The sequence below is a fragment of the Leclercia adecarboxylata genome, assembly GCF_006874705.1.
Lineage (GTDB): Bacteria > Pseudomonadota > Gammaproteobacteria > Enterobacterales > Enterobacteriaceae > Enterobacter > Enterobacter adecarboxylatus_C.
In genome coordinates, this window is the sequence record NZ_CP035382.1 from 1,982,491 (window position 1) to 2,000,837 (window position 18,347).

General features: G+C 57.6%; 19 protein-coding genes. 8 read left to right on the forward strand and 11 right to left on the reverse strand.

Annotated features, from left to right (window positions below):
• Positions 1-6: 6 nt before the first annotated feature.
• Entirely contained in the window at positions 7-939 is a 933-nt protein-coding gene (gene rfaD / locus ES815_RS10490; RefSeq protein WP_142487742.1) for an ADP-glyceromanno-heptose 6-epimerase, read from the reverse strand.
• A gap of 215 nt (positions 940-1,154) precedes the next feature.
• Between rfaD and kbl the strand changes: the two genes are divergently transcribed.
• The 3 genes from kbl to ES815_RS10505 all read left to right on the forward strand — a co-directional run bounded on the left by kbl (position 1,155) and on the right by ES815_RS10505 (position 4,325).
• Positions 1,155-2,351 carry a glycine C-acetyltransferase gene (kbl, locus tag ES815_RS10495; protein ID WP_142487743.1) on the forward strand — a complete coding sequence of 399 codons (1,197 nt, stop codon included), beginning with the start codon at positions 1,155-1,157 and terminating at the stop codon, positions 2,349-2,351.
• Positions 2,352-2,360: 9 nt separating this feature from the next.
• The gene (gene tdh / locus ES815_RS10500; RefSeq protein ID WP_142487744.1) at positions 2,361-3,386 is read left to right on the forward strand and encodes an L-threonine 3-dehydrogenase; all 1,026 of its coding nucleotides are present in this window, start codon (positions 2,361-2,363) and stop codon (positions 3,384-3,386) included.
• 138 nt (positions 3,387-3,524) lie between these two features.
• On the forward strand, positions 3,525-4,325 hold the full coding sequence (locus ES815_RS10505) for a glycosyltransferase family 2 protein (RefSeq protein WP_142487745.1): 801 nt from the start codon (positions 3,525-3,527) through the stop codon (positions 4,323-4,325).
• 23 nt (positions 4,326-4,348) lie between these two features.
• Here the strand turns inward: ES815_RS10505 and ES815_RS10510 are convergent, their stop codons facing one another.
• From ES815_RS10510 to gpmM, 3 genes are read right to left on the reverse strand one after another with little or no spacing between them, the layout of a single operon-like run.
• Positions 4,349-5,293 carry a divergent polysaccharide deacetylase family protein gene (locus ES815_RS10510; protein ID WP_142487746.1) on the reverse strand — a complete coding sequence of 315 codons (945 nt, stop codon included), beginning with the start codon at positions 5,291-5,293 and terminating at the stop codon, positions 4,349-4,351.
• 3 nt (positions 5,294-5,296) lie between these two features.
• Positions 5,297-6,556 carry a murein hydrolase activator EnvC gene (gene envC, locus ES815_RS10515; protein WP_231600469.1) on the reverse strand — a complete coding sequence of 420 codons (1,260 nt, stop codon included), beginning with the start codon at positions 6,554-6,556 and terminating at the stop codon, positions 5,297-5,299.
• Positions 6,557-6,589: 33 nt separating this feature from the next.
• On the reverse strand, positions 6,590-8,137 hold the full coding sequence (gpmM, locus tag ES815_RS10520) for a 2,3-bisphosphoglycerate-independent phosphoglycerate mutase (RefSeq protein ID WP_142487748.1): 1,548 nt from the start codon (positions 8,135-8,137) through the stop codon (positions 6,590-6,592).
• Positions 8,138-8,385: 248 nt separating this feature from the next.
• Here gpmM and ES815_RS10525 point away from each other — a divergent pair, with 248 nt between their 5' ends.
• From ES815_RS10525 to cysE, 5 genes are all read left to right on the forward strand, one after another.
• Positions 8,386-8,817, forward strand: a complete 432-nt coding sequence (locus tag ES815_RS10525; RefSeq protein WP_142487749.1) for a rhodanese-like domain-containing protein — start codon at positions 8,386-8,388, stop codon at positions 8,815-8,817.
• Between the two features lie 14 nt (positions 8,818-8,831).
• The gene (gene grxC, locus ES815_RS10530; protein ID WP_032615744.1) at positions 8,832-9,083 is read left to right on the forward strand and encodes a glutaredoxin 3; all 252 of its coding nucleotides are present in this window, start codon (positions 8,832-8,834) and stop codon (positions 9,081-9,083) included.
• 32 nt (positions 9,084-9,115) lie between these two features.
• Positions 9,116-9,583 (forward strand): protein-export chaperone SecB, encoded by a 468-nt coding sequence (gene secB / locus ES815_RS10535; protein ID WP_106995460.1) that lies wholly within the window; start codon positions 9,116-9,118, stop codon positions 9,581-9,583.
• The gene (gene gpsA / locus ES815_RS10540) at positions 9,583-10,602 is read left to right on the forward strand and encodes an NAD(P)H-dependent glycerol-3-phosphate dehydrogenase (RefSeq protein WP_142487750.1); all 1,020 of its coding nucleotides are present in this window, start codon (positions 9,583-9,585) and stop codon (positions 10,600-10,602) included. The genes secB and gpsA overlap by 1 nt, the downstream gene beginning before the upstream one ends.
• 79 nt (positions 10,603-10,681) lie before the next feature.
• Positions 10,682-11,503, forward strand: a complete 822-nt coding sequence (gene cysE, locus ES815_RS10545; RefSeq protein WP_103177740.1) for a serine O-acetyltransferase — start codon at positions 10,682-10,684, stop codon at positions 11,501-11,503.
• Positions 11,504-11,535: 32 nt separating this feature from the next.
• On the opposite strand, the gene trmL is transcribed toward cysE, so the two are convergent.
• The 7 genes from trmL to mtlD all read right to left on the reverse strand — a co-directional run bounded on the left by trmL (position 11,536) and on the right by mtlD (position 18,254).
• Positions 11,536-12,006, reverse strand: a complete 471-nt coding sequence (trmL, locus tag ES815_RS10550) for a tRNA (uridine(34)/cytosine(34)/5-carboxymethylaminomethyluridine(34)-2'-O)-methyltransferase TrmL (RefSeq protein WP_142487751.1) — start codon at positions 12,004-12,006, stop codon at positions 11,536-11,538.
• Between the two features lie 211 nt (positions 12,007-12,217).
• On the reverse strand, positions 12,218-13,405 hold the full coding sequence (lldD, locus tag ES815_RS10555) for an FMN-dependent L-lactate dehydrogenase LldD (RefSeq protein ID WP_142487752.1): 1,188 nt from the start codon (positions 13,403-13,405) through the stop codon (positions 12,218-12,220).
• Positions 13,402-14,175 carry a transcriptional regulator LldR gene (gene lldR / locus ES815_RS10560; RefSeq protein WP_010436677.1) on the reverse strand — a complete coding sequence of 258 codons (774 nt, stop codon included), beginning with the start codon at positions 14,173-14,175 and terminating at the stop codon, positions 13,402-13,404. The genes lldD and lldR overlap by 4 nt, the downstream gene beginning before the upstream one ends.
• On the reverse strand, positions 14,172-15,827 hold the full coding sequence (lldP, locus tag ES815_RS10565; protein ID WP_142487753.1) for an L-lactate permease: 1,656 nt from the start codon (positions 15,825-15,827) through the stop codon (positions 14,172-14,174). Before lldP ends, lldR begins: the two co-directional genes overlap by 4 nt.
• 269 nt (positions 15,828-16,096) lie before the next feature.
• The gene (locus tag ES815_RS10570; protein WP_142487754.1) at positions 16,097-16,459 is read right to left on the reverse strand and encodes a YibL family ribosome-associated protein; all 363 of its coding nucleotides are present in this window, start codon (positions 16,457-16,459) and stop codon (positions 16,097-16,099) included.
• 59 nt (positions 16,460-16,518) lie between these two features.
• On the reverse strand, positions 16,519-17,109 hold the full coding sequence (gene mtlR / locus ES815_RS10575) for a mannitol operon repressor MtlR (RefSeq protein ID WP_142487755.1): 591 nt from the start codon (positions 17,107-17,109) through the stop codon (positions 16,519-16,521).
• Entirely contained in the window at positions 17,106-18,254 is a 1,149-nt protein-coding gene (gene mtlD / locus ES815_RS10580) for a mannitol-1-phosphate 5-dehydrogenase (RefSeq protein ID WP_142487756.1), read from the reverse strand. Before mtlD ends, mtlR begins: the two co-directional genes overlap by 4 nt.
• Between the last annotated feature and the right edge of the window lie 93 nt (positions 18,255-18,347).

The window sequence follows — 18,347 nt, forward strand, 5'->3', positions numbered from 1 at the left end:
GATGTCTTATGCGCCTCGGTTCAGCCAGGCCATATATTCCGTTACGCCTTCGGCAACGGTCTTAAACGGCTTGTCGTAGCCTGCGGCACGCAGGTTGGTCAGATCCGCCTGGGTGAATGCCTGGTAGCGGCCTTTCAGCTTATCCGGGAACGGGATGTACTCAAGGCTGCCTTTCTGATGATACGCCAGCGCAGCATCGGCTACCGCCTGGAAGGATTCCGCGCGGCCTGTACCCAGGTTGAAAATGCCGGAGACGCCGTTTTCCCAGAACCACAGGTTAACTGCCGCTACGTCGCCCACGTAAACGAAGTCACGCTTAAAGCCGTCGCTACCTTCGAACAGTTTCGGACTTTCGCCATTATTCAACTGGGTGTTCAGGTGGAAGGCCACGCTTGCCATGCTGCCTTTGTGACCTTCGCGTGGTCCGTAGACGTTGAAGTAGCGGAAGCCGACGATCTGCGAGTTCGCTTCTGGCAGCACCTGGCGGACGTATTCGTCGAACAGGAACTTGGAGTAACCGTAGACGTTCAGCGGCTGCTCGTATTCACGGGATTCAATAAAGTCAGAGGTGCGGCCGCCGTAGGTCGCCGCGGAAGAGGCGTACAGGAACGGAATTTCACGTTCCAGGCAGTAGTGCAGGATCTCTTTGGAGTACTGATAGTTGTTATCCATCATGTACTTGCCGTCCCACTCGGTGGTGGAAGAGCAGGCGCCTTCATGGAAGATAGCCTCGATCTCACCGAACTCTTCACCCGCCATAATCTGGATCAGGAAATCTTCTTTATCCATGTAGTCGGCAATGTTCAGATCCACCAGGTTAACAAACTTGGTGCCGTCTTTCAGGTTGTCCACCACCAGAATGTCGGTGATGCCTTTGTCATTGAGGGCCTTAATAATATTGCTGCCGATAAAGCCCGCGCCGCCGGTAACGATGATCATAGCTGTAACCTTTGAAGTGTGGAGCCCGGGGACAATCCCGGACGCGAATGTTTCTATCATATCATTAGTATGGCTGCCCTTCAGCCATTCACCTTCACAGCGCAGGGGTACACGTGATTTATGCTGCAAAAACGAGAACTGTTAATGCGTCATCTCGTATCGGCGTATAGCTTTGGGTAATATGTGCCGAAATTTGCCGAGTCTGGAGAATTGCAATGCGTGGTGATTTTTACAAACAGTTAAACAGTGACCTGGAAACCGCGCGAGCGGAAGGGTTGTTCAAAGAAGAGCGAATCATTACCTCCGCTCAACAGGCGGATATCACCGTTGCCGACGGCAGCCACGTGATCAACTTCTGCGCCAACAACTATTTAGGTCTTGCGAATCACCCTGAGCTGATCGCTGCTGCTAAAGCGGGCATGGACACCCACGGTTTTGGCATGGCCTCCGTGCGTTTCATCTGCGGCACCCAGGACAGCCACAAGGCGCTGGAGAGCAAGCTGGCCGCCTTCCTCGGTATGGAAGATGCGATTCTGTACTCCTCCTGCTTCGACGCCAACGGCGGTCTGTTTGAGACCCTGCTCGGCGCGGAAGATGCCATTATCTCCGATGCCCTGAACCACGCGTCGATCATTGACGGCGTGCGTCTGTGTAAAGCGAAGCGTTTCCGCTACGCCAACAACGACATGGTTGAGCTGGAAGCCCGCCTGAAAGAGGCCCGCGAGGCCGGTGCGCGCCACGTGCTGATCGCCACCGACGGCGTGTTCTCCATGGATGGCGTGATCGCCAACCTGAAAGGCGTCTGCGACCTGGCAGACAAATACGATGCGCTGGTGATGGTCGATGACTCGCACGCCGTTGGTTTTGTCGGCGAGAACGGTCGTGGCTCCCACGAATACTGTGAGGTGATGGGCCGGGTAGACATCATCACCGGCACCCTGGGCAAAGCGCTCGGCGGCGCGTCCGGCGGCTATACCGCCGCCCGCAAAGAGGTGGTGGAGTGGCTGCGCCAGCGCTCCCGCCCGTACCTGTTCTCCAACTCCCTGGCCCCGGCCATTGTTTCCGCCTCCATCAAGGTGCTGGAGATGGTGGAGTCCGGTGCCGAACTGCGCGACCGCCTGTGGGCTAACGCCCGACTGTTCCGCGAAAAAATGACCGCTGCGGGCTTTACCCTGGCCGGTGCCGATCACGCCATTATCCCGGTGATGCTGGGCGATGCAGTGGTGGCGCAGAACTTCGCGCGTGAACTGCAGAAAGAGGGCATTTACGTCACCGGTTTCTTCTTCCCGGTGGTGCCAAAAGGCCAGGCGCGTATTCGCACCCAGATGTCGGCGGCGCATTCCCCTGAACAAATTGAGCGTGCGGTGGAAGCCTTTACCCGCATCGGCAAACAACTGGGCGTGATTGCCTGAGGACGCGTAATGAAAGCATTATCCAAACTGAAAGCGGAAGAAGGCATCTGGATGACCGACGTTCCGGAACCGGAAGTGGGTCACAACGATCTGCTGATCAAGATCCGTAAAACCGCCATCTGCGGTACTGACGTGCATATCTACAACTGGGATCAGTGGTCACAGAAGACCATTCCGGTGCCGATGGTGGTGGGTCACGAATATGTCGGCGAAGTGGTTGGCATTGGTCAGGAAGTAAAAGGCTTTAAAATTGGCGATCGCGTCTCCGGCGAAGGCCATATCACCTGCGGCCACTGCCGTAACTGCCGCGGCGGACGCACGCATCTGTGCCGTAACACCGTCGGTGTGGGCGTCAACCGCCCGGGCTGCTTCGCAGAATACCTGGTGATCCCGGCGTTCAACGCTTTCAAAATCCCGGACAATATCTCTGACGATCTGGCCTCTATCTTTGACCCGTTCGGCAACGCGGTGCACACGGCGCTGTCATTCGACCTGGTAGGCGAAGACGTGCTGGTCTCCGGTGCAGGCCCGATCGGCATCATGGCGGCGGCCGTGGCGAAGCATGTGGGTGCGCGCAACGTGGTGATCACCGACGTGAACGAATACCGCCTGTCGCTGGCGCGCAAGATGGGCGTCACCCGCGCGGTGGACGTCTCTAAAGAGAACCTGAACGACGTGATGGAAGAGCTGGGGATGACCGAAGGCTTTGACGTCGGCCTGGAGATGTCCGGCGCGCCACCGGCATTCCGCACCATGCTCGACACCATGAACCACGGTGGTCGTATCGCGATGCTGGGTATTCCACCGTCAGATATGTCCATCGACTGGAACAAGGTGATTTTCAAGGGGCTGTTCATCAAGGGCATTTATGGTCGCGAGATGTTCGAAACCTGGTACAAGATGGCGGCGCTGATCCAGTCGGGTCTGGATCTGTCGCCAATCATTACCCATCGCTTCTCCATCGATGAGTTCCAGCAGGGCTTTGACGCGATGCGTTCCGGCCAGTCCGGAAAAGTGATCCTGAGCTGGGATTAAACGAAAAGCGCCTGCGGGCGCTTTTTTTCGCTGGCCTCACGTTTTTCAGTCCATAACCGGATATTTGCCAGCTTTTCTTCGCTTTTTACCGCCTTCGCTTATAGAGTTTGGGGAAGTTTACTCAACTTTACAGCGCCTATGTTCAAGCTCACCGTTTGTTTATTGACCTGTAACTCAGCACGACTGCTGCGTGAAGTCCTGCCTCCGTTGATCGTTGTTGCCGATGAGCTCATCGTCCTCGACTCGGGCAGTCACGACGCCACCTTAGCGATTTGCCAGGAATACGGCATCACCCCCCATCATCAGCCCTATACCATGCATGGCGTGCAGATGAACCACGCTATCGATCTGGCGAGCAGTGACTGGGTGCTGTGCATGGACAGCGATGAGATCCTCGATGCTGAAACCGTCGATTTTATCCTGCGCCTCAAGGCCGGTGATGAACCTCATCCTCAGCAGGCCTGGCGGATCGCCCGCTACTGGCATGTCTTAGGGGAAGAGGTGCGGACGATCTATCCCGTCTCCTCGCCCGATTTCCCGGTACGGCTCTTTAACCGCACCCAGGCGCGGTTTAATCAGCGTCCGGTGGATGACAAAGTGGAAGGGGCGATCCAGTCCGTTAAAATTCCTGGCCGTGTGCGCCATGACACCTTCTATTCGCTGCATGAGGTCTTCAACAAGCTGAACAGCTACACCAGCCGTCTGGTGAAGTACCAGACCGTACGCCCTTCTATTGCACGCGGCGTCATTAGCGCCATCGGCGCGTTCTTCAAGTGGTATCTGTTCAGCGGCGCGTGGCGACAGGGGAGAGTGGGGGTAGTGACCGGTCTCTATGCCACCTCTTACAGCTTCCTGAAATATTTCAAAGCCTGGTATCAACATCAGGAACAAAAAGCGTCTGCGGCCAAAAAGCACGCAGACTCTCACGTCGTCGAGTAAAGGATCCCGCCTCACGGCGGGGATCAGCTTTTCTTACCCCAACCCTGCCACTGCAGCTGAACGTATTTCACCAGCGAACTCTGGCTGATGCTCTCCCCAATCACCGAGAAGTAGCGGGTCACATAGACCGGCTCCGGCGGCTGCTTCGGCGCACAAAGCGTTACGCCGCGGAACGGGTTACGCGGTTTGGTGCCAGGCGCGGTGCCAGCGGGTGGCGGGCTAACCGGCCGGGAGGTATCTACCTGCGGCTCATTGAGCAGGCTGCTGGCCGGCACCAGGGTAATATCCGCAGGCAGGGTGGGCAGCATCTGCTGTAACACGCGGACGGTGGACGGATGAGGGTGACCGATGGCGATCGCCGAGCCTGAGCGGCGGGCCACCTGCACGGCGCGGTTAAACTGGACGCGGATATCGGCCTCGTTTTGCGTGTCATCGAGGAACACTTTGCGCTTGATCACCTTCACGCCGGTGCCCTGTGCGGCGCGCATCGCCTGGCTGTTGCCGATGGTCATGCTGTCGAGGAAGTAAAGGTTGTAGCGCTCAAGCGACTGCATCACCTTCTGCATGCCAAACAGGCTGGAGGTCATGGCGCTGCCCATGTGATTATTCAGCCCCACGGCATAAGGCACTTTGCCATACGCCTCGCGGATGATGCGCTCGATCTCATCGCTGCTCATCTCCGGACGGAGGGTGTCTTTTTCCAGCGGCTGTTTGCTGAGCGGTGCCATCGGCAGATGGATTAACACCTCATGCCCGCTGTTGTGGGCTTTGGTGGCCATTTCATGAGCGTGAGGCGCGTTCGGCAGCACGGCGACGGAGATGGCGGATGGCATCGCCAGCACCTGATTTTCTGTGTGTGGACGATAACCGAAGTCATCGATGACGATAGCGAGTTTACCTGCGTAAACCGGCATCGCCAGCGCCAGTGCGCTGACGAAGGGGAGAACCATACGACGAAATTGAAGCAAAACTTATCTTCCCAACCACGGCTGTGGATTGACCGCCTGACCCTGGCGACGAATTTCGAAATAGAGTGACGGGCGGCCCTGACCGCCACTGCTGCCCACAAGGGCGATAGCCTGACCGGCGCGAACCTGGGTGCCGACGCTGACCAGGGCGCTCTGGTTATAGCCGTAAAGACTCATGTCGCCTTTCCCGTGCTCAACCACCACCACCAGGCCGTAACCCTGCAGCCAGTCAGCGAGGATCACCCGGCCATCGGCGATAGCTTTGACTTCGCTACCTTCCGATGCACCGATAACAATCCCCTTCCAACGTAGCTCACCCTGCAGCTGTTCGCCATAACGATGCAGAATTGAGCCCCGTACCGGCCAGTAGGCCTGACCGCGCGGAGAGCCCAGACCGCCGGTGCGCGACATCAGCGAGCGTTCGTTTTCTGTTGGTTTGTAGGTGGTGCCTTTGCGGGAGGCTTCCTGCTGCTTGTTGCGAACGGCCTGCGCTTCACGCGCCTCTTTCTCGGCGCGCGCTTTGGCGGCCGCTTCCGCACGGGCGATGCTGTTACGCAGTTTTGATTCGTTGGCGCGCATCTCCCCCAGCTGCGCCTGGCTCTCCTGAATGGAGGACTCCAGCCCGGCGAGGGTTTTCTTACGCTCGTTGCGCGCCTGTTCCAGTTTGGCCTGTTGCGCCTGCTGATCGTAAAGCAGGGTCTGCTGCTGGCTCTGCTTCTCTTCCAGCTCCGCTTTTTGCGTGGTGACCTCTTCCCGCGTCTGCTTCAGCTGGGCGATAGTCTCCTGGCGGGCCTGGTTGAGATAACCGAAATAGGCCTGCAGGCGTTGGCCGCGCTGGCTCTCTTCGCCGCTGAGGATCAGCTGGACGCCGGTGTGTTCACCCTGGCGGAAGGCCGCGTCTAACTGCGCGGCAAGGTTGCGCTCCTGAGCCGCACGCTGAAGCTCAAGTTTGGCGATAGACGCATTCATCTCGTCTATTTGTTTATTCAATACGCTGAGGGTGTTCTGGGTTTCACGCAGCTGGCGTGCCGCCGCGGAGATCGCCTCTTCCTGCTTTTTGAGTTGCGCCAGCAGGGAAGAACGCTGCTGCTGCTGCTGGCGTACCGCCCGCTCTTTGGCCGCGATATCGGCCTGAATGGTTTTGAGCTGATCGCGCTCGTCCGCCTGGGCGGATGCCGCGCACAACAATACGCCAGCGCTGAGCACGCTGGCGTAAAGTAAAGGCCTGACTGATAACCGTAACGGCTTCACGACCCATGTGATTGAAACAATCGCCTTTCCCCTCATGGGGAAGGATTATTCCACGATGAACAGCGGCTTGCCAGTCATCTCTTGCGGGATTTCCATGCCCATCAGGGCCAGCATGGTCGGGGCAACGTCTGAAAGCTTACCGCCATCCACTGCTTTAACTGATTTATCACCGACATAAATCATCGGCACCGGCAGGTTGGTATGCGCGGTGTGCGCCTGGCCGGTGGCCGGATCGCGCATCTGCTCGGCGTTGCCGTGGTCTGCGGTGATCAGCATCTGGCCGCCCGCGGCCACGACGGCTTTGGTGACCTGGTCGATGCACTCGTCCAGCGCTTCAATGGCTTTGATCGCTGCTTCCATCACCCCGGTATGGCCAACCATGTCGCCGTTCGGGTAGTTACAGATGATGGTGTCGTATTTGCCGCTTTCGATGGCTGCAATCAGCTTCTCAGTCAGCTCGGCAGAGCTCATCTCCGGCTGCAGATCGTAGGTCGCTACTTTCGGGGAGTTGATCAGAATGCGGTCTTCGCCTTTGAACGACTCTTCCACGCCGCCGTTAAAGAAGAAGGTGACGTGTGCGTATTTCTCGGTTTCAGAGATGCGCAGCTGGGTCTTGTCGTGCTTCGCCATCCACTCGCCGAAGGTATTCGCCAGCGATGACGGCGGATAGGCGCATGGGGCTTTGATGTCGGCGGCATATTCGGTCAGCATCACGAAATCGCCCAGCTTGACCTCTTTTTTACGGGCGAAGCCGTCGAAGTCAGCGTTGACGAAGGCGCGGGTGATTTCGCGGGCGCGGTCAGCACGGAAGTTCATGAAGATCAGCGCGTCGCCATCTTCCATCGCGGCATCGGCCTGGCCTTCGGCGCGGATCACGGTCGCTTTTACGAATTCATCGTTTTCATCGCGGGCGTAAGCGGCTTCCAGCGCGGCAACGGCAGTGTTTGCCTGAAACTCGCCTTTGGCTTCAACCAGCAGATTGTAGGCCTGCTCTACGCGATCCCAACGGTTGTCGCGGTCCATGGCGTAGTAGCGGCCAATGATGGATGCCACGCGGCCTTTGCCGAGGGCGGCAAACTTGTCTTCGAAGGCTTTCAGGGAGGATTCAGCGCTGCGCGGCGGGGTGTCGCGGCCATCAAGGAATGCATGCAGATAGATTTTTTCTGCCCCTTTTTCCGCGGCCAGTTCTACCATCGCCATAATGTGGTCTTCGTGGCTGTGGACACCACCTGCGGAGAGCAGACCCATAATGTGCACCGCTTTGCCTGCGGCGGCGGCTTTCTCAACCGCGCCGGTCAGCACCGGGTTCGCAAAGAAGGTGCGTTCTTTAATTTCAACATCCAGACGGGTCAGATCCTGATAAACAATGCGTCCCGCACCCAGGTTGACGTGTCCAACTTCGGAGTTACCCATCTGGCGATCGGGCAGACCCACTTCCAGGCCGGACGCATCAATCAGCGTATGAGGACGTTGGGCCCACAGTGCATCCATGACCGGGGTTTTAGCGTTGAAAATGGCGTTATCCTGGTGATCTTCGCGATAGCCATAGCCATCCAGAATCATCAGTACCATAGGTTTTTTAGAAACCGACATTGCGACAACCTCTTTGCTCAAAAGACAAAAAATTTGCGTAATTTTACTACAGCTGAATCGATCAAATAGCCGCAGAAGATCAAAGAAAACGCCAGCCCAGGGGTAAGGGGAGGGGAATTTTGGTCTTTTTTTTCGTGGCAGCACGCAGAAAATGGATTAGCTTATTGTCGCTGGCTGTATTTGCCACAACGCACAGGTATACTCCTGTCCTGGTTTTTTATTCACTCAGTCGGGAGTCGTTACCCCCCATGCAAGAAATTATGCAATTTGTCAGCCGCCACCCCATACTTTGTATCGCGTGGATTGGTCTACTGGCAGCCGTACTTTTCACCACGTTCAAAGGCCTCACCTCTAAAGTGAAGGTGATCACCCGCGGCGAAGCCACGCGTCTTATCAATAAAGAAGATGCAGTGGTTGTCGATCTGCGTCAGCGTGACGATTTCCGCAAAGGCCATATTGCAGGCGCGATTAACCTGCTGCCAGCTGAAATCAAAGCCAATAACCTTGGCGAACTGGAAAAGCATAAAGACAAACCCATTATTGTCGTTGACGGCACCGGGATGCAGGCTCAAGAGCCCGCAAATACCCTCGTCAAAGCAGGCTTTGCAAACGTCACTGTCCTGAAAGACGGCATCTCAGGCTGGAGCGGTGAGAATCTGCCTCTGGTTCGCGGTAAGTAAACAGGAGTCTGAACATGGCCAATATCGAGATCTATACCAAAGCGACCTGCCCGTTCTGCCACCGTGCGAAAGCGCTGCTGGACAGCAAAGGCGTAGCCTTCCAGGAACTGCCTATTGATGGCGACGCTGCGAAGCGCGAAGAGATGATTAAACGTAGTGGCCGTACGACGGTTCCGCAGATTTTTATCGATGCGCAGCACATTGGCGGCTGTGATGACTTGTATGCGCTTGACGCGCGTGGTGGACTTGATCCCCTGCTGCGCTAAGGCGTTTTAGGACAATTAAAAAGGGTTTTTCCATGTCAGAACAAAACAACACCGAAATGACTTTCCAGATCCAGCGCATTTATACCAAAGATGTCTCCTACGAAGCACCTAATGCGCCGCATGTTTTCCAGAAAGACTGGCAGCCAGAGGTTAAACTTGATCTGGATACCGCATCCACCCAGCTGGCGGATGATGTGTATGAAGTCGTACTGCGTGTTACCGTAACCGCCTCTCTGGGCGAAGAAACTGCATTCCTGTGCGAAGTACAGCAGGGCGGCATCTTCTCCATCGGCGGCATCGAAGGTAATCAGATGGCGCATTGCCTGGGTGCATACTGCCCGAACATCCTGTTCCCGTATGCCCGTGAATGCATCACCAGCCTGGTTTCCCGTGGTACGTTCCCGCAACTGAACCTTGCGCCGGTGAACTTCGATGCGCTGTTCATGAACTATCTGCAGCAGCAAGCTGGCGAAGGTACTGAACAACATCAGGATGCCTGATGAGTACTGTCAATGCGTCAATGACTGTGATCGGTGCCGGCTCTTACGGCACCGCTCTTGCTATCACTCTGGCAAGAAATGGTCACGAAGTGGTTCTCTGGGGCCACGATCCAAAACATATCGCTACGCTGCAAGCGGATCGCTGCAACGTTGCGTTCCTCCCCGATGTGCCTTTCCCTGACTCACTGCATCTTGAAAGCGACCTGGCGACTGCGCTTGCCGCAAGCCGCAATATTCTGATCGTTGTGCCGAGCCACGTGTTTGGCCAGGTGCTGCGACAGATTAAACCGCTGATGCGTGATGATGCGCGCGTGGTCTGGGCGACCAAAGGGCTGGAAGCCGAGACCGGCCGCCTGCTGCAGGATGTCGCCCGCGAAGCGCTGGGTGATGCCATTCCGCTGGCGGTGATCTCCGGTCCGACCTTTGCGAAAGAGCTGGCGGCAGGGCTGCCGACGGCCATCTCGCTGGCCTCGACCGATGAGACCTTCGCTGACGATCTGCAACAGCTTCTGCACTGCGGTAAAAGCTTCCGCGTCTACAGCAACCCCGATTTTATCGGCGTCCAGCTGGGCGGCGCGGTGAAGAACGTTATCGCGATCGGCGCGGGCATGTCTGACGGTATCGGCTTTGGCGCGAACGCGCGTACGGCGCTGATCACCCGTGGGCTGACTGAAATGTCCCGTCTGGGCGCGGCGCTCGGTGCCGATCCGGCCACCTTTATGGGGATGGCAGGGTTAGGCGATCTGGTGCTGACCTGTACCGACAACCAGTCGCGCAACCGTCGTTTTGGCATGATGCTCGGCCAGGGCATGGATGTAATCGGCGCGCAGGAGAAGATTGGTCAGGTGGTAGAAGGCTACCGCAATACCAAAGAAGTCCGGGAGCTGGCACACCGCTTTGGTGTCGAAATGCCAATAACCGAGGAAATTTATCAGGTATTGTATTGCGGAAAAAATGCGCGCGAGGCAGCATTGACCTTATTAGGTCGCGCACGCAAGGACGAGCGTAGCAGCAGTTAACTGCAGGAAAGCGTTATCACCTGAATGACCCGGCTGGCAAAGAACCGGCCGGTCATTATCATTACGTCTGGAGTAAGCAATGCCGTGTGAAGAACTGGATATCGTCTGGAACAATATTAAAGCCGAAGCCCGGGCTCTGGCCGACTGTGAGCCAATGCTCGCCAGTTTCTACCACGCGACGCTACTCAAGCACGAAAACCTCGGCAGTGCCCTGAGCTATATGCTCGCCAACAAGCTGGCTTCCCCGATCATGCCGGCCATTGCCATTCGGGAAGTGGTGGAAGAGGCCTATGCGGCCGACCCGGAGATGATCGCCTCCGCCGCGTGTGATATTCAGGCGGTACGCAATCGCGACCCTGCGGTGGATAAATACTCCACGCCGTTGCTCTATCTGAAAGGTTTCCACGCCCTGCAGTCCTATCGTATCGGCCACTGGCTGTGGAACGAGGGCCGCCGCGCGCTGGCGATCTTCCTGCAAAACCAGGTCTCTGTAAGCTTCCAGGTGGATATCCACCCGGCGGCGAAGATTGGCCGCGGCATCATGCTCGACCACGCCACCGGGATTGTGGTGGGTGAAACGGCGGTGATTGAAAACGACGTCTCGATCCTGCAGTCCGTGACCCTGGGCGGGACCGGTAAAACCAGCGGCGATCGCCACCCGAAAATTCGTGAAGGGGTGATGATTGGCGCAGGCGCGAAGATCCTCGGCAATATCGAAGTGGGACGCGGCGCGAAAATTGGCGCCGGTTCGGTGGTGCTGCAACCTGTACCGCCGCATACCACCGCCGCAGGCGTACCGGCACGCATCGTTGGCAAGCCGGACAGCGATAAACCCGCGATGGATATGGATCAGTTCTTCAACGGGATCCACCATACCTTTGAGTATGGCGACGGGATCTGAGTAAACGCCCGGTGGCGCTGCGCTTACCGGGCCTACCGCAATATCGCGCCGGCATACCCCAGCTGGCGCCAGGCTTCATACACCACCACCGACACCGCGTTCGACAGATTCATGCTGCGGCTGTCCGGCATCATTGGAATACGGATTTTTTGTTCAGCAGGCAGGGCATCGAGAATGCTGGCCGGCAGGCCGCGCGTTTCCGGGCCAAACAGCAGATAGTCCCCCTCCTGATAGCTTACGGCGCTGTGCGCAGGCGTACCTTTGGTGGTCAGGGCAAAGATCCGTTCCGGTTTTTCCGTTTCCATAAAGGCGGCCTGATCCCGATGACGAACCACGGCGGTGAACTCGTGATAGTCCAGCCCGGCGCGGCGCAGGCGCTTGTCGTCCCACGTAAAGCCCATTGGCTCGATGATATGCAGACGGAACCCGGTATTGGCGCACAGGCGGATGATATTGCCGGTATTAGGTGGAATTTCTGGTTCGAATAAAACGATGTTAAGCATGCTGCCCCTTGAGCCTGTCCCATCAGGCTATTTTATTTGCCATTTTGGACCTGGGCAGTGCTCACAATCCTCACGTACTACGTGTACGCTCCGGTTGTTGCGCGCTGTCCGTGTCCAAACTGGCTGCAACAATATACGCCTGATGGGACAGGCGCAAAAAATTGCGGGGCAGGATATCATCCCCTCTCCCCTTTGGGGAGAGGATGAGGAGCTAAGCCGCATTCCCCTGCGCCAGCGGTGCCAGCCCGGCAGGGATCTTACTCAGCTCCTGCACCAGCATCTCCTTGCTGATGTCACGAATGGATTTCGCCCCGGTGAGGGTCATCGCCACCTTCATCTCTTTCTCGATCAGATTGAGCAGGTTCGCCACGCCCGCCTGGCCGTGGGTCGCCAGCGCGTAGAGATAAGCCCGGCCCAGCAGAACGGTATCGGCGCCGAGGGCAATCATGCGCACCACGTCCAGACCGTTGCGGATCCCGGAGTCCGCCAGAATCGCAATATCGCCCTTAACCGCATCGGCAATGGCGGGCAGGGCGCGGGCAGACGAGAGCACCCCGTCCAGCTGGCGGCCGCCGTGGTTCGACACCACGATGCCGTCGGCACCAAAGCGCACCGCATCGCGGGCATCTTCCGGATCGAGGATCCCCTTGATCACCATTGGGCCGTCCCAGAACTCACGGATCCACTCCAGGTCTTTCCACGAGATCGACGGATCGAAGTTGTTCGCCAGCCAGCCAATGTAATCTTCCAGCCCGGTCGGTTTACCCAGATAGGCAGAGATATTGCCCAGATCGTGCGGGCGACCGTTGAGCCCCACATCCCACGCCCACTGCGGATGGGTCACCGCCTGCCAGTAGCGGCGCATCGCCGCATTCGCGCCGCTCATTCCGGAGTGCGCATCGCGATAGCGCGCGCCGGGGGTCGGCATATCAACGGTAAAGACGAGGGTGGAGCAGCCCGCCGCTTTGGCCCGCTCCAGGGCGTTACGCATAAAGCCGCGATCGCGCAGGACGTACAGCTGGAACCACATCGGACGCTTGATGGTCGGAGCGACCTCTTCAATCGGGCAGACCGAGACGGTGGAAAGCGTAAAGGGAATGCCTTTGGCGTCGGCAGCCGCTGCGGCCTGTACTTCACCCCGGCGGGCGTACATGCCGCACAGGCCAACGGGGGCAAGGGCTACCGGCATGGAGAGCGTTTCGTTGAACAGCTTCGTCTCAAGGCTCAGGTCGGACATATTCTTCAGCACGCGCTGGCGCAGGGCCACCTGCGACAGATCTTCCACATTGCGGCGCAGGGTGTATTCAGAGTAGGCCCCGCCGTCGATATAGTGGAACAGGAACGGGGGCAGGATGCGCTGCGCGGCGGCGCGATAGTCACTGGCTGCGGAAATGATCATGCTTTGTTCTCCCTGGAAATGTCGTTGTCGCCAGGCAGACGGGTAATGCGCGCCTGTCGGGCCTGATCTTCATCGAATCGTTTAATGGTGGTATGCACGAAGCCCAGGTGCGCCATCATCGCTTTACGCGCGGCCTCGGCATCACCGGCGAGAATGGCGTTGAGCACCGCCTCGTGCTGTTCGGTCAGCTGAGCGAAAACCGGCGGGACCAGATACATACGCTGTCGGCTCTGCTTCACGGAGGATTGCAACAGGTCGAAGAACCCGCGCATGGTTTGCAGCAGCACCACGTTATGCGACGCCTCGGCAATCGCCAGATGGAAACGCACGTCCGCCTGAGAGGCGATATCCGGGTCGCTGCTTTGCGTGGCCTCAAAGCAGGCTTTGAGCTTCTCTTTATCGGCCTCGGTTGCCCGCATCGCCGCATGCCAGGCCGTGCTGGTTTCGATGGCGTGGCGCGCTTCGAGGATGTCAAAGCTGTAGTCCGGGTCGTTCTCCATCAGCGTTTTAAGCGGCTGGACGATGTTTTGTTCGGACCAGTCGTCATGCTGCCAGCGCACGAAAGTGCCGCCGCCGCGACGGCTCAGCAGCACCCCTTCGTTTACCAGCGTCGCCAGCGCCTCGCGCAGAGAGTTGCGCGACACGCCAAGCTGGGCGGCAAGCTGGCGCTCGGCGGGTAACTTCATGCCCGCCTCCAGATGTTGTTCTTCAATCAGCGCCCGCACGCGAGTGGCAATCTCGTCGGACAGGCGTCTGGGCATCACTATCATGGGATCATCCAGGTTAAGACGTAGGCCTGCAGGGTGGTGATGACCCCTACCATGCAGGTAAATATCAGGCTGTGCTTCACGGTAAAGCGGAACAGATCCGATTCTTTACCCACCAGGCCTACCGCCGCACAGGCAATGGCGATGGACTGCGGGGAAATCATCTTACCGGTCACGCCGCCAGTGGTGTTGGCGGCAACCAGCAGCACATCCGACACGCCAATCTGCTGGGCGGCTGTCGCCTGCAGGGCGGCAAACAGGGCGTTTGATGAGGTATCGGAACCGGTCAGGAACACGCCCAGCCAGCCGAGGAACGGCGAGAAGAAGGTAAACGCGTGGCCGGTATGCGCCAGGGCTAACGCCAGCGTCGAAGACAGGCCGGAGTAGTTCGAGATAAACGCGAACGCCAGCACCATGCCGATGGAGTAGATCGGCAGCATCAGCTCTTTAATGGTCGCGGCAAACGTCTGTACCGCTGCGGCAGGCTTCATGCGCAACCACACCACGGAAAGGATCGCGGCAAACAGAATGGCCGTGCCGGTAGCGGAGAACCAGTCAAATTTGAACACCGCCGCGTACGGCGTGGCGTCGTGCACCACCGGCGGCATACGGGCGACCATTTTGTCGAGGAACGGCACGGAGATGTTAATCACCATGTCGTACAGCGCGCCGCCAGGAGCGAACAGCGCTTTAAACGGTGGAACGCTCCACAGCGTCACGGTGGCGGTCAGGAACAGGAACGGCGACCAGGCGCGGACGATCTGCCCGGCGGTATAGCCGGTGCGGGCCAGAGTCTGATCCACATGTGAGGCACCCATATCGGCAAAGCGGAAGATGCGCACCGGCTGCCAGCGTTTCAGGAACAGCGTCAGACAGACCAGCGACACCAGGGAAGAGATAATGTCCGGCAGTTCAGGGCCGAGGAAGTTGGAGCTGAGGTACTGGGCAATCGCGAACGAACCGCCCGCCACCATCACCGCGGGCCAGGTCTCTTTCACGCCGCGCCAGCCGTCCATAATCGCCATGATCCAGAACAGCACGATGATGGTCAGGAACGGTAACTGGCGGCCCACCATCTGGCCGATCTCAAAGCTGTCCAGCCCGGTCACCTGGCCGGCAACCAGAATCGGAATGCCCATCGCGCCAAACGCTACCGGCGCGGTGTTGACGATCAGACACAGACCGGCGGCATACAGCGGGTTAAAGCCCAGGCCAACCAGCAGCGCGGCGGTAATCGCCACCGGCGCACCGAATCCGGCCGCCCCCTCAAGGAACGCCCCAAAGGAGAAGCCGACGATCAGCATCTGCAGGCGCTGGTCAGGGGTAATAGAGAGTATCGATGAGCGGATGATGTCGAACTGCCCGGTTTTCACCGAGATTTTATAGACGAAGACCGCGGCGATGATGATCCACGCTATCGGCCACAGGCCGTAGAAGAAGCCATAGATGACCGAGGCCAGCGCGCGATCGACCGGCATTTTGTAGAAGAACAGCGCCACCATCAGGGCGATGGCAACGGTATATGTCGCGGCAAGGTATCCCTTCAGCTTGAGCTTAATCAGCGCAAAGAAGAAGAACAGGATAGGTAGCGAGGCGATCAGGCTTGATAGCCAGATATTTCCTGCCGGATCGTAATTTTGTTGCCAGAGGCTCATTGCAGGTCTCCTGAGGACCACACAGGGTGAGACGCGGTGAGTCTGTGCTCATCTCGGCGTCACATTATGTGTAAAAGTGGTCCTGCCAATAGTGTGATGTAGGGTTAATGACAACAAATGGTTAACCAAATGTTATTGGTCGGCAATGTGTTTGTGAGCAAAGATTATGGAAATGTGAACCAGGGAAGGATCGTTTGCGGAATTGGTTGGGCCAATTTTCTGGAGGGAAAGGGGCAGGCCGGGCAAGCATTGCGCTACCCGGCTAAAAATCAAAACTCGGTCTTGCTGAAACCCGTCATCTCTTTCAGGCCCATTTCACGGCCCAGCTCGGTCATCGGATGGACAACCACCAGGCCGCGCACGCTTTTCTTCAGCTTTCCCATATCGGCCTGTTCTTTCTTGGTGATCGCACGGCGGAACGGCAGTTTTGACAGCTTCTGCGCTTCTTTGCTCAGCTTCTGCTCTTTCACGCCACGCAGACGTTCGATTTCGGTTTCCAGCGTCGCTTTCTCTTTTTCCAGCTCGGCATATTTCTCGGCGGCATCAACCAGCGAGAGGCTGGCCTGCTGGTGGCGGATCAGATCCAGGCGGTCGCTCAGGCGTTTAATTTCGTTCTTTTCGACTTCTTTCATCACAAATAGCTCTAAAAACAGGGGAGATTACAGGGAAGGATACACCAATGTGCGCAGGCTTACTTCTGAAACGCTTTTTTTAAGCTGATTCGGGAAATCAGCTCAGTCAGGGAGAGGACCATGGTGGAGCGGACGATCTGCTGGTAGCGCTGCTTCTGCATCGCGTACAGCTCCGGGTCGCTGGTGTCAAAATGCGGCGTCGGGGGGAGGGCGGTCACGCAGTGCAGTTCGCCAAGCGGGCCGAGGATCTCGTCGTCGGTGAATGCATACTCGTTGCCGTCGTGATTCAGCTCCTCACGCAGCGCCATCAGCAGTTCGGCGTCTTCATACTCATGACGGCTAATGACGCCCAGGCCATAGATCAGTTTCAGACGCACGGATAAATCGCCCAAGGGGCCGTCACCGTCGAGCAACGGTTCAACTGCGTATTTTACCGCGTAGTCGTCTTTGCGAAAAACCTGAAGCACCAGGATATTTACCGCCTCGGTTAATAACTCGACGGCGGATATCAGGAAACTTCGAACGGTTTTGCCAGCATTCAGACGCTCCAGCACACGGTTTTCAAAGGCCTGGGTTTGTTCCATTATTGCCTGCATATCTGACAATCTATCTTCCGGGCGCAGGATGACCTGCGCCAGTTCCTGCATCATTTGGTTGCGTTATATACGGTCACCGCCTCCACAACCACGTCGCTGTTGGCATCCAGACCGGATACCTGCGCCAGCGCGGCCTGTGGACCCTGCTCGTCAATCAGCTGCGCCAGCTCCTGCGCCTGCGGATCTTCTTCGCTGCGGTAGTGCATCGCGGCGGCAATGCCTTTGACCAGACTGGTGTGCGGCAGACCGTATTCCAGCGTGCCGAGCAGCGGCTTGATCAGACGATCGCCCGCACTCAGTTTACGCAGCGGCTGACGGCCCACGCGCTCAACGTCATCTTTCAGATACGGGTTTTCAAAACGACCGAGGATTTTCTGAATATATGCCGCATGCTTATCGGCATCAAAACCGTAGCGTTTAATCAGTACCGCGCCGCTCTCATCCATCGCACCTTTTACCACGGCGCGAACGTTCTCATCGAGAATGGCGTCACGAATGGTCTGATGACCGGCTGATTTACCGAGGTAGGCGGTTATAGCATGCCCGGTGTTCAGCGTGAAGAGCTTACGCTCGACAAATGCCATCAGGTTATCAGTTAATTCCATCCCCGGGATCTCCGGCAGCGCGCCTTTGAACTGGGTTTTGTCGACAATCCACTCGCTGAAGGTCTCAACAGTCACTTCCAGCGGGTCGCTGGTCGCTGAGGCTGATGGCGGAACGATACGATCCACGGCGGAATCGACAAAGCCCACATGCTCTTCAACCCAGGCTTTATCTTCGTCAGCCACGGCGGCCATAACATGGCCTTTCAGCTGAGTGGTGCCGCGCACCATATTTTCACAGGCGATAATGTTCAACGGGGCGTCGTTACCCTGGGCCTTACGTTTGGCCAGCCCTTTGGCGACGGCCGGGGCGATGCGCTCCAGCACCACCGGGCCCACCGCAGTGGTGACCAGGTCAACGTTAGCAATCAGGTCGATAACCTCATCGCCAATACTGCTGACCGCATTCACGCCGGTGACGGTTTCGATCTGCTCGTTTTCACCCACCACATGCACCTGATAGCTATGACGGGCATTCAGGGCATCCAGTACCGTCTGATTCACATCTGCGAATGTCAGCGTAATGCCCGCGTCTGCCAGCAGTTTGCCGATAAAGCCACGACCGATATTACCTGCGCCGAAATGTAATGCTTTCATTGTATTAACCTTCATCAATGTTGTTACCCGAGAGGGCTGGGGTGAGGAACCACGCGAATTTCCCCTCACCCTAGCCCTCTCCCCAACGGGGAG

What these genes read in the sequence shown, in the direction of transcription:
- rfaD (WP_142487742.1), bottom strand. Translation starts at nt 939, where the DNA reads ATGATCATCGTTACCGGCGGCGCGGGCTTTATCGGCAGCAATATTATT.
- kbl (WP_142487743.1), top strand. Translation starts at nt 1,155, where the DNA reads ATGCGTGGTGATTTTTACAAACAGTTAAACAGTGACCTGGAAACCGCG.
- tdh (WP_142487744.1), top strand. Translation starts at nt 2,361, where the DNA reads ATGAAAGCATTATCCAAACTGAAAGCGGAAGAAGGCATCTGGATGACC.
- ES815_RS10505 (WP_142487745.1), top strand. Translation starts at nt 3,525, where the DNA reads ATGTTCAAGCTCACCGTTTGTTTATTGACCTGTAACTCAGCACGACTG.
- gpmM (WP_142487748.1), bottom strand. Translation starts at nt 8,137, where the DNA reads ATGTCGGTTTCTAAAAAACCTATGGTACTGATGATTCTGGATGGCTAT.
- ES815_RS10525 (WP_142487749.1), top strand. Translation starts at nt 8,386, where the DNA reads ATGCAAGAAATTATGCAATTTGTCAGCCGCCACCCCATACTTTGTATC.
- grxC (WP_032615744.1), top strand. Translation starts at nt 8,832, where the DNA reads ATGGCCAATATCGAGATCTATACCAAAGCGACCTGCCCGTTCTGCCAC.
- secB (WP_106995460.1), top strand. Translation starts at nt 9,116, where the DNA reads ATGTCAGAACAAAACAACACCGAAATGACTTTCCAGATCCAGCGCATT.
- gpsA (WP_142487750.1), top strand. Translation starts at nt 9,583, where the DNA reads ATGAGTACTGTCAATGCGTCAATGACTGTGATCGGTGCCGGCTCTTAC.
- cysE (WP_103177740.1), top strand. Translation starts at nt 10,682, where the DNA reads ATGCCGTGTGAAGAACTGGATATCGTCTGGAACAATATTAAAGCCGAA.
- trmL (WP_142487751.1), bottom strand. Translation starts at nt 12,006, where the DNA reads ATGCTTAACATCGTTTTATTCGAACCAGAAATTCCACCTAATACCGGC.
- lldD (WP_142487752.1), bottom strand. Translation starts at nt 13,405, where the DNA reads ATGATCATTTCCGCAGCCAGTGACTATCGCGCCGCCGCGCAGCGCATC.
- lldR (WP_010436677.1), bottom strand. Translation starts at nt 14,175, where the DNA reads ATGATAGTGATGCCCAGACGCCTGTCCGACGAGATTGCCACTCGCGTG.
- lldP (WP_142487753.1), bottom strand. Translation starts at nt 15,827, where the DNA reads ATGAGCCTCTGGCAACAAAATTACGATCCGGCAGGAAATATCTGGCTA.
- ES815_RS10570 (WP_142487754.1), bottom strand. Translation starts at nt 16,459, where the DNA reads ATGAAAGAAGTCGAAAAGAACGAAATTAAACGCCTGAGCGACCGCCTG.
- mtlR (WP_142487755.1), bottom strand. Translation starts at nt 17,109, where the DNA reads ATGATGCAGGAACTGGCGCAGGTCATCCTGCGCCCGGAAGATAGATTG.
- mtlD (WP_142487756.1), bottom strand. Translation starts at nt 18,254, where the DNA reads ATGAAAGCATTACATTTCGGCGCAGGTAATATCGGTCGTGGCTTTATC.